This is a genomic window from Stenotrophomonas maltophilia group sp. msm1, from assembly GCF_032025805.1.
In the GTDB taxonomy this organism is placed as follows: Bacteria; Pseudomonadota; Gammaproteobacteria; order Xanthomonadales; family Xanthomonadaceae; genus Stenotrophomonas; species Stenotrophomonas hibiscicola.
The window spans coordinates 16,063-27,381 of record NZ_JAVSKH010000003.1 but is presented as its reverse complement, the minus strand read 5'-3'; the positions used below and the strand labels follow the sequence as shown (position 1 = coordinate 27,381).

Annotated in this window: 12 protein-coding genes; 5 read left to right on the top strand and 7 right to left on the bottom strand. The window is 67.9% G+C overall.

Annotated features, from left to right (window positions below):
• Nucleotides 1-64: 64 nt before the first annotated feature.
• The 5 genes from ROV95_RS15305 to ROV95_RS15285 form a co-directional block, all read right to left on the bottom strand.
• Nucleotides 65-652, bottom strand: coding sequence for a hypothetical protein (locus ROV95_RS15305; protein WP_021203565.1), 588 nt, complete (start codon nt 650-652; stop codon nt 65-67).
• Nucleotides 652-1,260: a hypothetical protein gene (locus tag ROV95_RS15300; RefSeq protein WP_058979531.1), complete on the bottom strand. Its 609-nt coding sequence runs from the start codon at nt 1,258-1,260 to the stop codon at nt 652-654. Before ROV95_RS15300 ends, ROV95_RS15305 begins: the two co-directional genes overlap by 1 nt.
• Before the next feature lie 78 nt (nt 1,261-1,338).
• Nucleotides 1,339-1,944 (bottom strand): hypothetical protein, encoded by a 606-nt coding sequence (locus ROV95_RS15295; protein ID WP_019659040.1) that lies wholly within the window; start codon nt 1,942-1,944, stop codon nt 1,339-1,341.
• A gap of 47 nt (nt 1,945-1,991) precedes the next feature.
• Nucleotides 1,992-2,477, bottom strand: coding sequence for an rRNA maturation RNase YbeY (ybeY, locus tag ROV95_RS15290; RefSeq protein ID WP_019659039.1), 486 nt, complete (start codon nt 2,475-2,477; stop codon nt 1,992-1,994).
• Nucleotides 2,474-3,460, bottom strand: coding sequence for a PhoH family protein (locus ROV95_RS15285; RefSeq protein ID WP_019659038.1), 987 nt, complete (start codon nt 3,458-3,460; stop codon nt 2,474-2,476). Before ROV95_RS15285 ends, ybeY begins: the two co-directional genes overlap by 4 nt.
• 441 nt (nt 3,461-3,901) lie before the next feature.
• Here ROV95_RS15285 and ROV95_RS15280 point away from each other — a divergent pair, with 441 nt between their 5' ends.
• Genes ROV95_RS15280 through ROV95_RS15270 form a run of 3 tightly spaced genes read left to right on the top strand, consistent with a single transcriptional unit; the run spans nt 3,902 to nt 6,911 of the window.
• Nucleotides 3,902-4,858, top strand: coding sequence for an HlyD family efflux transporter periplasmic adaptor subunit (locus ROV95_RS15280; protein ID WP_021203568.1), 957 nt, complete (start codon nt 3,902-3,904; stop codon nt 4,856-4,858).
• 20 nt (nt 4,859-4,878) lie between these two features.
• A complete protein-coding gene (locus ROV95_RS15275) occupies nt 4,879-5,802 on the top strand; it encodes an ABC transporter ATP-binding protein (RefSeq protein WP_312545174.1) in 924 nt (307 codons plus the stop codon).
• Nucleotides 5,799-6,911: an ABC transporter permease gene (locus ROV95_RS15270; RefSeq protein ID WP_312545172.1), complete on the top strand. Its 1,113-nt coding sequence runs from the start codon at nt 5,799-5,801 to the stop codon at nt 6,909-6,911. The genes ROV95_RS15275 and ROV95_RS15270 overlap by 4 nt, the downstream gene beginning before the upstream one ends.
• 73 nt (nt 6,912-6,984) lie before the next feature.
• Here the strand turns inward: ROV95_RS15270 and miaB are convergent, their stop codons facing one another.
• Both miaB and ROV95_RS15260 read right to left on the bottom strand, forming a co-directional pair.
• Nucleotides 6,985-8,403, bottom strand: coding sequence for a tRNA (N6-isopentenyl adenosine(37)-C2)-methylthiotransferase MiaB (gene miaB / locus ROV95_RS15265; protein WP_312545171.1), 1,419 nt, complete (start codon nt 8,401-8,403; stop codon nt 6,985-6,987).
• Nucleotides 8,404-8,609: 206 nt separating this feature from the next.
• Nucleotides 8,610-9,230 carry a glutathione S-transferase gene (locus ROV95_RS15260; RefSeq protein WP_312545170.1) on the bottom strand — a complete coding sequence of 207 codons (621 nt, stop codon included), beginning with the start codon at nt 9,228-9,230 and terminating at the stop codon, nt 8,610-8,612.
• 80 nt (nt 9,231-9,310) lie between these two features.
• Here ROV95_RS15260 and ROV95_RS15255 point away from each other — a divergent pair, with 80 nt between their 5' ends.
• Together ROV95_RS15255 and ROV95_RS15250 are read left to right on the top strand one after the other, a co-directional pair.
• Nucleotides 9,311-10,279, top strand: a complete 969-nt coding sequence (locus ROV95_RS15255) for a WYL domain-containing protein (protein ID WP_312545169.1) — start codon at nt 9,311-9,313, stop codon at nt 10,277-10,279.
• A 45-nt stretch (nt 10,280-10,324) separates the two neighbouring features.
• Nucleotides 10,325-11,245, top strand: a complete 921-nt coding sequence (locus ROV95_RS15250; protein ID WP_019659031.1) for a lytic transglycosylase domain-containing protein — start codon at nt 10,325-10,327, stop codon at nt 11,243-11,245.
• The last annotated feature ends 74 nt before the right edge of the window (nt 11,246-11,319 follow it).

Genomic DNA, 11,319 nt, shown 5'->3' with positions numbered 1-11,319 from the left:
CTCTGGAAAAAAGGCACCCGGCAGGCCGGGCGTTGACCCAAGTCTAGCAGGATGTGACGGCCTGTCAGTGACTGCCGGTGGCCGGGGCTGGGGCGGCCGCGGCCGGCTCCTCCTCGGGCAGGTCCAGGCTGTAGGTGCAGCCGGCCAGGGTCTTGCCCGGGTGGGAGGCCACGGTGGAGACGCTGAGGATGATCGACTCGATCTGGGCCTCGCCGGTCTTCGGGTCGGTCACGTCGCGGCTGACCAGCTCGCGGCCGGCCATGAACTTGCCGTCCTGGTCGTAGCCGGTCTCCAATTCCAGCCGTTTGGCCAGCGGGCGTGGGTCGGCCTGGTCGAGGACAGCCATGACGCTGGCGCCGGCCACCGCCACCCGATCGGTCTGTTGGCCGAAGACGGTGATCGGGCTGGCCAGCCGGAACTCGCTCATGAACTGGTTGCCCTGCGGCAGCGGCTGCAGGCCCTGGGCCACGGCCTTCAGCGGATCGGCCAGCAGCGGCGCCAGCGCGGCCTGCTCGGCCACGCCCTGGCGGCATTCGATCAGGGCCGGCAGGTCGACGCTGGAAGCGAAGGCGGATGGGACCGCAAGGGCACACAGCAGGGGCAGGCAGCAGCGCAGCGACACGGGCGGTTTCCGCAGGCGAAGGGCACCCATCATAGCTCCGGTGAGCGCCTGAACAGCCCGCTGAGAAGGCGCAGGAAACCGGTCATCGCCCTCCGCACGACCATCAGTGAGAGGGTAAACACGACCGCGAGCATGGTGATCTGCATCGATTGCCCCGCGATGCGCACCACCGCCGGCCACAGGCCCGGGCTGGTCAGCCAGGGCAACATTTCCGATGCGGCTGTCCTGGCCACTTTCACGTAGATCACGGCCAGCACGAACAGCACCAGCAACGAGGTGCGGCTGGCATGGAAGAACGGAAGCGCGTTGACCGGCCTGCCAAGCCGCTGCTGCAGCAGCGTTCGCCACAGCACCGGCAGGGTCAAGGCACCGACCAGTATCAGCACCATCGACGTTTCCCACAGCCCGGGCAGGTGGACGGGTTCTGCTCTACCCGTGAGGTGGGGGCCGATCATGCCGGTCGCCAGCCCGGCCAGCAGGCACAAGGGCGAGAGCAGGGCCAGGCTGCGCAGCAGCCAGTGCCTGCCGCTGGGGTCGCGGGCGCTGATGCGGCGCACGGTGTACGCGCCCAGCACCAGCAGGCCCGCGAACAGGCCCGCACTCATTGCAATCGCCGTGAAGCTGTTTCCCGAGGTCATCCTTGGTTTCCTTGTGCCGCCATGCCAGGCGGCAAACAATTGCGCAGCGCGCGGACCGGCACCTGCAGCCCGGCTGGGTCAGGGCGATCGGCGCTGCGATGCCGCTGGGTACCAGCGCAGCCTGACCGGGTAGCCCAGCAGCGCCTGCAGGTGGTCGCGCACGGTCGCCGCCGTTGCGCGCGCGCCAGCGGTATCCCGGAGTTCCAGCTCCAGTTCACCGGTCATGACGTCCAGGCCATAGCCGGTCAGACCGGGCAGCTGCGGGATGAACCAGCCCTGCTGCGCCTGAAGACGGCGCTGCATCTCCGCTTCGGTCATTGAAGCGCCGATGATATAGCGCACGCGTTGCGGGCCGTCCGCCCCTGGATGGGTCTCATCCGCCTCGGAGGCTGGGCCAGTCAATCGCACGACGACGGTCCAACCCGTCGCATTGTCCACCCACATGCCGGCCAGGCGTGCCGCGTGGCGCGCCCTCAAGCGTTCCATCAATGCGTGCTGCTGCGCCTCGGCGACCGCCTGGCGGGCCGTCTGTTGGCTGACGTCAAAGAAGGCCTGCACCTCGGCGACTTTGGCGGCAATGTCGGCCGCGCTGTCGCTGGCCGGGAACGGCGACGGTCGTTCCCGGTCGGGGTCGATGCCCGGGGCAGTGGTTACCTGCAGAAGAGCGGCGATGAGTGCGGGCAACAGCGCGATGGGGTTGTCCTCCGTGATGAACCCGGTGTGTGTGGTCGTCAGCGCTCGCCGGCGTAGGGATCGGCGATGCCGAGCTCGGCCAGGATGTCGCGCTCCAGCTGTTCCATCGCCTCGGCTTCCTTGTCGTCCTCGTGGTCCCAGCCAAGCAGGTGCAGCACGCCGTGCACGGTCAGGTGCGCGTAATGGGCGTTGAGCGCCTTGCCCTGTTCGTCGGCTTCGCGGGCCACCACCGGTGCGCAGATCACCAGGTCGCCGAGCAGTGGAAACTTGACGCCCTTGGGCAGGCCTTCGGGCACTTCGGCCGGGAAGCTGAGCACGTTGGTGGCGTAGTCCTTGCCACGGTAATGGCGGTTCAGCGACTGGCCTTCCTTGGCATCGACCACGCGGATGGCCAGATCGGCCTCGCGGATGCGGCCCTTCAACGCAGCGGCCACCCACTTGCGAAAGCTCACGGCCGCCGGCAGGCCGGCACGCGGCAGGGCATAACTGACGGCGACGTCCAGTCGCACGGGACCACGGGTCATGGCGTCGCTCCAGGCTGGATCTGATGCAGGTCGCGGCGGTCGTAGGCGCTGACGATGCGCGCGACCAGCGGGTGGCGGACCACGTCGCGGGATTCGAAGAAGGTGAAGCTGACGCCCTCGACTTCACGCAGCACATCGATGGCGTCGCGCAGACCGGATTTCACGTGCTTGGGCAGGTCGGTCTGGGTCAGGTCACCGGTGACCACCGCGGTGGAGCCGTAGCCCAGGCGGGTCAGGAACATCTTCATCTGTTCGATGGTGGTGTTCTGTGCTTCGTCCAGGATCACGAATGCATCGTTGAGCGTGCGGCCGCGCATGTAGGCCAGCGGCGCGATCTCGATGACGTTCTTCTCCAGCAGCTTGACCACCTTCTCCACGCCCATCATCTCGTACAGGGCGTCGTACAACGGTCGCAGGTAGGGATCGACCTTCTGGCTCAGGTCGCCTGGAAGGAAGCCCAGCTTCTCGCCGGCTTCCACCGCCGGGCGCACCAGGATCAGGCGCTGCACCCGCGATTCGTTCAGTGCTTCGACCGCGCTGGCCACGGCCAGGAAGGTCTTGCCGGTACCGGCCGGGCCGATGCCGAAGTTGATGTCGTGGGTGGCGATCTGGTGCAGGTAGCGGGACTGATTGGCGCCACGGCCACGTACCGTACCGCGCTTGACCTTGATCGCGACCTCCTGCGCTTCGTAGGAGCGTTCGGCGATCTGCTCGACATTGGCCTGCGCCAGGCGCAGATGGATGGCGTGGTTGTCGAAGACGGTCTCGCCGGCTTCGGCGTACAGCGCTTCAACCAGCTTCTGCGCCTCCACGATGGCTTCATTGGGCCCGCTGATGCGGAACACGAAGCCACGGTTTGCGATCTCCACGCCGAGCTTCAGCTCGATCTGGCGCAGGTGCCCGTCGAAGGGGCCGCACAGGTTGGCCAATCGCTCGTTGTCTTCCGGCGACAGGGTGAAGTCTCGATGATCGATGCTTTTCATTGCTTGGGGTGGGGCGGGTTCGCCGTCCACCGCGATGGACTTGGGATGACAAGGTTACGCGCGTACCGGGCATGCGGCCAGCAGCGGGCCGATACGCGGTTTTCCACACCCGGTGTGGACGGGGGGCGCGAAAACCTGTGGATAGGCCTTCGCATTGCTTGTGCCACAAGGCGTATGAGGCGGTGGTGAAAAAACCGTCACAGCCGGCCGGCTCCTGTGACGGCAGCGCATCTTCCGCTGCCAGGCACCCAGTACGGCCGCCCCCGTTCGGTTCTCCACACCAGCTGTGGAATGATGCTGAATCAAGCTGTGGATAGGTGGAGAGGAGCCTTGCAGCAAAAGGCTCGCCCGTACGTGGCGAAAAAACCGTCAGGGCTGATCGGAATCATTGAGGGTGCACGGGGCAGCTGGCACCGTGTCGCCGTCGCAGGAGGGGATGGTATGGGCATCGGCAACGGGATGCGTGGACTCGGGCTGGCGGCCATCGGCCTGCTGGCAGGCTGTGGGCAGTCAACGCCAACGGCGCTGGGCACACTGGAGTGGGACCGGATCACGGTGCCGGCGCCGGCGGCCGAGGTGATCGCCACGTTGGAGGTGCGCGAGGGCCAGCGGGTCAAGGCCGGGGCCGTGCTGATGCAGCTCGACCCCGCCCGCGGCGACGCGCAGTTCGCGGTGGCGCAGGCCGACACGGCGCGCGCGCAGGCCCAGCTGGAAGAGCTGAAGCTCGGCCCGCGGCAGGAACAGATCGCACAGGCCCAGGCACAACTGGCCGCGTTGCGCGCGCAGTCTGCTGAAGCCACTGCCTACTATCGGCGCGTGCAACCATTGGCACGCCAGCGCCTGATCGCCGCCGCCGAGCTGGACCGTGCACGGGCGGCCGCCGGCAATGCCGCGGCCAGCGTGCGTGCCGCCGAGCAGGCCTGGCTGGAACGGGTGCACGGCAGTCGCGCGCAGGACATCGCCCAGGGCCAGGCGGCCGCCGACGCCGCACAGGCGCAGCAGGTGGTGCAGGGCGTCAACCTGCAGAAGCTGCAGCTGCGCGCACCGCGCGATGGCGTGATCGATGCCTTGCCGTACCGGCAGGGTGACCAGGCACCGATCGGGGCGCCACTGGCGGTGCTGCTGGTTGGCGAGCGCCCCTATGCGCGCGTCTACCTGCCGCAGCCGCTGCGCCTGCAGGTCAAGGTCGGTCAGCCGGCGCAGATACAGCTGGAGGGAGGGCGCACCGTACTGAAGGGCCATGTGCGCGCGATCCGCAGCGAGCCTTCATTCACCCCGTACTACGCACTGACCGGCGATGACGTCGAGCGCCTGAGCTACCTCGCCGAGATCGAAGTGGATGAAGCCAGCGACATGCAGACGCTTCCGGCCGGGCTGCCGGTGCAGGTGCGCTTCTGAACACCGGTGCGGACATCGCAGTGCATGCGCAGGGCCTGACCCGCCGCTTCGGCGATCTGCTGGCCGTGGACAAGGTCGACCTGACCGTGCCCCGTGGCCAGGTCTATGGTTTCCTGGGCCCGAACGGGTCGGGCAAGTCGACCACCATCCGCATGCTGTGCGGCCTGCTGGAACCCAGTGCGGGGCAGATCGAGGTGCTGGGCCTGGCGGTTCCCGAGCAGGCCGAAGCACTGCGCCGGCGCATCGGCTACATGACCCAGCGCTTCTCGCTGTACGAAGACCTATCGGTACGCGAGAACCTGGAATTCCTCGCCGCCATCCAGGGCCTGCCGCGCAACCAGGCCCGGCAACGGGTCGATGCGCTGCTGCAGCAGTACCGGTTGCAGGACCGGCAGCCGCAGCTGGCCGGTACGCTCAGCGGCGGGCAGAAGCAGCGCCTGGCCCTGGCCGGCGCCGTGGTGCATTCGCCCGAACTGCTGTTCCTGGACGAGCCGACCAGCGCGGTCGACCCTGAGTCACGCCGCGACTTCTGGGAGGCCCTGTTTGAACTTGCCGACGCCGGTACCACCGTGCTGGTCTCGACCCACTACATGGACGAAGCCGAGCGCTGCCACCGGCTGGCTATTCTTGATCGTGGCGCGCTGGTCGCCGATGGCACGCCGGCCGAACTGTGTGCGCAGCTGGACGGCCGCACGCTGCAGGTCACGTCATCGCAGCCACGCCAGGCCAGCCGCGTGCTGGCCGAGCTGCCCGGCGTGCTGAGCGTGGCGCAGATCGGCACCCATCTGCGCGTGCTGTGCAATGAGGGCGTAGCGGATGTCACAGTGCTGCGGCGCGCGCTGGCCAGCGCCGACCCGCAAGCGCATATCGAAACCGTAGCGCCGAACCTGGAAGACGTGTTCGTCGCCGCCACCCGCGGCCGTGGCCGGGAGCCGGCGGCATGAACCTGCGCCGGCTGTGGGCGATCGTGCTCAAGGAGCTGCGGCAGCTGCGCCGCGACCGCATCACGCTGGCGATGATCGTCGGCATTCCGGTGATGCAGCTGCTGCTGTTCGGGTATGCGATCAACCTCAACCTGCGCCACCTCGATGCGGGTATCGCCGACCAGGCCAACAGCGCCGCCTCTCGCGCGCTGGTGCAGGACATGGTCGCTACCGGCGTGATCACGCCGCGCAGCGAGGCCTACACGCCGGACCAGCTGATGCAGGCACTGCGCCGCGGCGAGATCAGCGTCGGCATCGTGGTGCCGGCCGACTTCGAGCGTCGCCGCTTCGATGGACGCGAAGCGGTACAGGTGCTGGTCGATGGCAGCGACACCGTGGTGCAGAGTGCGGCGATCCAGCTGGCGCAGGTGCCACTGGATACGCGCCCGACCAGCAATACGCGGCCGCTACGCGAAGGCAGCATCGCAGGTGGTCCAATCAGCGTGACCAGCTTCTACAACCCGCAGCGGCGCTCGGCGGTGAACATCGTGCCCGGCCTTATCGGGGTGATCCTGACCATGACCCTGGTGATGTTCACGGCGGTGGCGGTGGTGCGCGAGCGCGAGCGCGGAAACATGGAACTGCTGATCGCCACGCCGGTATCGCGCAGCGAACTGATGGTCGGCAAGGTGCTGCCCTATGCAGCGATCGGCCTGCTGCAGACCACCCTGGTGCTGGCGCTGGGTACCTGGCTGTTCCAGGTGCCGATCCGCGGCAGCCTGCTGGACATCTACCTGGCCGCGGTCCTGCTGGTGCTGGCCAACCTGGCGCTGGGCCTGCTGATCTCCACGCGCGCGCGTTCGCAGTTCCAGGCGATGCAGATGACGCTGTTCCTGTTCCTGCCGTCGATCCTGCTGTCGGGTTTCATGTTCCCGTTCGCCGGCATGCCGCGGCCGGTGCAGTGGCTGGCCGAGGTGCTGCCGCTGACCCACTTCCTGCGCCTGGTGCGCGGCATCATGCTGCGCGGCGCCTCCCTATGGGAGCTGTGGCACGACGCGCTGGCGCTGCTGGCCTTCATCGTGGTGATGATGACCCTGGCGATCCTGCGTTTCCGCAAGCGCCTGGATTGAGGCCTGTCATTCGGTAGTGCCGGCCGCTGGCCGGCATCATTTCCGGTAGGTGCCGACCGTTGGTCGGCACACCTTATTCCGCCACCACGCGCCCACGCAGCGAGTTGGTAAGCGCTTCGGTGATCAGCACATCCACGAACTGGCCGATCAACCGCGCCGGCGCCGGGAAGTTCACCGAACGCATGTTCTCGGTCTTGCCGGTCAGTTCGTTCGGATTCTTGCGCGACGGCCCTTCCACCAGCACGGTCTGCACGGTACCGACCATCTTCTCCGAGATGCTGGCGGCGTGCGCATTGATGCGCTCCTGCAGCCGCGACAGGCGAGCGTGCTTCTCGGCATCGCTGATCGTGTCCTCCAGATCGGCCGCTGGCGTGCCCGGGCGGCGCGAATAGATGAAGGAGAAGCTGTGGTCGAAGCCGATGTCCTCGATCAGCTTCATGGTCTTCTCGAAGTCGGCATCGGTCTCGCCGGGGAAGCCGACGATGAAGTCCGAGCTGATCGAGATGTCCGGGCGCACCGCGCGCAGCTTGCGGATCTTCGACTTGAATTCCAGTGCGGTGTAACCACGCTTCATCGCCGACAGCACGCGGTCGCTGCCGGCCTGCACCGGCAGGTGCAGGAAGTTGGCCAGCTGCGGCACGTCGCGGAACGCATCGATCAGCGAATCGCTGAACTCCAGCGGATGCGAGGTGGTGAAGCGGATGCGGCCGACGCCGTCGATCTCGGCGATGGTACGGATCAGCAGGCCAAGGTCGGCGAATTCGCCGTCCCCATAAGGCCCTCGGTAGGCATTGACGTTCTGGCCGAGCAGGTTGATCTCGCGCACGCCCTGTGCGGCCAGCTGCGCCACTTCCACCACCACGTCCTCGAACGGGCGGCTGACTTCGGTGCCGCGGGTGTAGGGCACCACGCAGAACGAGCAGTATTTGGAACAGCCTTCCATGATCGACACGAATGCCGAGGGACCTTCGGCGCGCGGCTCGGGCAGGCGGTCGAACTTCTCGATCTCGGGGAAGCTGATGTCCACCTGCGGGCGCTTCTGCTCGCGGCGTGCGCGGATCAGTTCCGGCAGGCGGTGCAGGGTCTGCGGGCCGAACACCAGGTCAACGAACGGCGCGCGCTTGATGATCGCCTCGCCTTCCTGCGAGGCCACGCAGCCGCCCACGCCGATGATGACCTCGCGGTCCTTGTTCTTCAGGCCCTTCCACACGCCCAGCTGGCTGAACACCTTCTCCTGCGCCTTCTCGCGGATGGAGCAGGTGTTGACCAGGATGACGTCGGCGTCGTCCGGGCTGTCGGTCAGTTCCAGGCCATCGCTGGCGGCAAGTACGTCGGCCATCTTGGCCGAGTCGTACTCGTTCATCTGGCAACCGTGGGTCTTGATGTACAGCTTGCCCTTGACCTGGTCAGGCTTGCGCGGACCAGCGGGCAGGGCAACGAGCGGGGTACCGCCCGGCGTGACGGGCGGAAAGACGTCTGGCGTCCCGGTCATGGCGCTTAATCCATTCGGGTGGCGGGAAAGCGGGCAATTCTACCCGCATCCCGCGCCAGCCGCCGCGCCCTTGTAGAGCCGAGCCCACGCTCGGCTGCTCTTCCCGCTTCCCATGGGGCAGCCTGGCATGGCCTGGCTCTACTGAAGCCAGCCGAGCGTGGGCTCGGCTCTACAAGGAAAGCCGGCCGGCGCTGCTCCGGCGCTGCTTATGCCGCCGCCAGCTCCGCATCGATCTGCCGCGAACGGTCGAAGGCGGTCATCGCGCTCATCCGCGCAATGTAATCAGCCGTGGCCGGCGCAGGCTGCACCAGGCCGAAGGCCGTGGTCCAGGCCAGCGCATTGCCCCACAGCACATCGGCGGCACTCATCGTCCCGCCGAGCAGGTAGGGACCCTGTGCCAGCTGGGCCTCGACCACCTGCATCACGGTGTCCGCATCGTTGTACGGTGACATCAGGCGCGGCGGTGGCTCGCGGTGCATCGCCTTGTCGATCATCGCTGGCTCGAAGCAGGCGCCGTAGAAGGCCATCCAGCGAAGGTAGGGCCCGCGCAGGGCGTCGCCGATCGGCGGTGCCAGCCCGGCTTCCGGATACAGGTCGGCCAGGTACAGATAAATGGCGACCTGCTCGGTCACCAGTGCGCCGTTGTGGACGATGGCCGGCACCTTGCCCATCGGGTTGATGGCCAGATAGGCCGGAGCCAGGTTGGCGCCGGCTTTCAGGTCCAGCACCTGCATGCGGTAGTCGGCACCCAGCGCTTCGAGCAGAGCCACGGCGCCGCTCGAGCGGGATCGGGCGGCGTGATACAGGGTGATCTGGCGTGAGGTCATGGCATTGCTCCTTGCGGTGGGTGGTGAACTGGAAGCCATCCTGGGGCACTATTGCGGACGACTTCTGTCCTCGATTCTTCATGCGCCATACCGCCCATCGACTGCTGCGCCTGATCGCCCTGCTGCAGGCCCGCCGCCAGTGGTCCGGGGCTGAGCTGGCCGAGCGCATGGGCGTGGACCGGCGCAGCATCCGCCGCGATATCGAGCGCCTGCGCGAGCTGGGCTACCCGGTCCACGCCTCGTCAGGGGTGGGCGGCGGCTACCAGCTCGGGGCGGGGGCGCCGGTATTGCCGATGCTGCTGGACGAGGAGGAGGCAACCACCCTGGCCATCGCCCTGCGTGCCGCGTCTGCGACCGTCGCCGGCATCGACGACACTGCGCGGGGCCTGTTGTCCAAGCTCGACCCGCTGGTGCCGACCCGCCGCCGCCGGCAGGCCGGGGAGGTGCATGCGGCGACGGCCACCCTGGCCGACCTTCCGTCCACCGACGCACGCCTGCTCGGACGGCTGGCCCAGCACTGTCGGCAGGCGTCGCGGCTGGCCTTCGAATACCGCAGTGCGCAGGACGCGGTCACCCAGCGCGAGGTCGAGGCCCAGCACCTGGTCAATTACGGGCGGCGCTGGTATCTGCTTGCCTGGGACCTGGTGCGGCAGGACTGGCGCACTCTGCGCGTGGACCGCATGGGTGCCGTACGTGAGTGCTCCGAGCCGGGCCTGCACCGGCGCACGCCAGCCCCTCCGGACGTGATGGTGCGGCAGGCGGTCAGCCAGGCGCCGTTCGCACTGCAGGCCATCGTCCGCCTGGCCGGCAGCCGCACCGAGCTGGAAGGGCGCATCCCACCGTGGTGTGGTGTGCTGGAGGCTGATGGTGCCGGCCATTGCCTGTTGCGCATGGGCGCCGAGAGCCGCGGCATGATGCTGGCGCAGATCCTCAGCCTGGACCGGGTGCCGGTGGCGTTGTGGACCACACCGCCGGGCCTGCGCGATGAGCTGGCACAGCGTTTGGCCGGATTGGGCCAGGTGCTGGCTGTGCCGCCGGTCACAGGCTGAGCCACGTCGCTTGGCAAGCCCCGGCGAAGCTGGGACACTCGCGGCATGAAGGGGATACTGGGGACAACGGCGATCATCATCGCTGCGCTGACCGCTGCGCCGGCCAGCGCCGGCACCCTGTACAAGTGCCAGGGCGCCGACGGGGTCACCAGCTACGTGAGCAAGCGAGTGGCCGGCGCGCGCTGCAGCAGCATCAGCTACAGCCGCGATACCCGGCCGGCACCGCGCCCTGTGGTGGTCGCGCCGAAGCCTGCGCCGACCACCGTGGCCAGCATCGAACGCAATCCGGTCGCCGTGGCGGCCAGCGCCGCTGCGCCCACTGCGGTCGCGTCGACGCCTGCTGCCCCCGCGCCTGCTGCGGCACCGACGGCCTCGCGGGCCGGGCGGATGGTCAGCGGCCAGGTCTATTCCTTCATGAAGGATGGGGTGCGCCACTACACCAGTGCGCGGCCAACCCAGGTCGCCAACCTCGGCCCGGTGCGTACCATCCGCTACAGTTTCATGGAGCGCTGTTATGCCTGTGGCGTCAACCCACGCGTGGACTTCGGTTCGGTGCGCTTGAACACCACCGCGTTCCAGACCGAGATCACCTCGGCCGCACGCGAGTTCGGCGTCGAAGAAGCCGTGGTGCGCGCCATCATCCACGCCGAGTCGGCCTACAACCCGACCGCGCTCAGCCGCGCCGGCGCGCAGGGCCTGATGCAGCTGATGCCGCCGACCGCGGCCCGCTTCGGGGTCAGCGATTCCTATGATGCCGGGCAGAACATCCGCGGTGGCGTGCAGTATCTTGCGTGGTTGCTGAAGCGCTTCAATGGCGACCTGACCCTGGCTGCGGCCGGCTACAACGCCGGCGAGGGCGCGGTCGACCGCCACGGTGGCGTGCCGCCCTACAGCGAGACGCAGTACTACGTGCGCCGGGTCGGGCAGCTGGCCGAGCGTTACCGCACCGCCCTGAGTCACCAGTAGGTGCCGACCGTTGGTCGGCACTCCCTTGAACAGGTGGGTGCCGACTGTCAGTCGGCACTCCTTGCAAAGAGCGT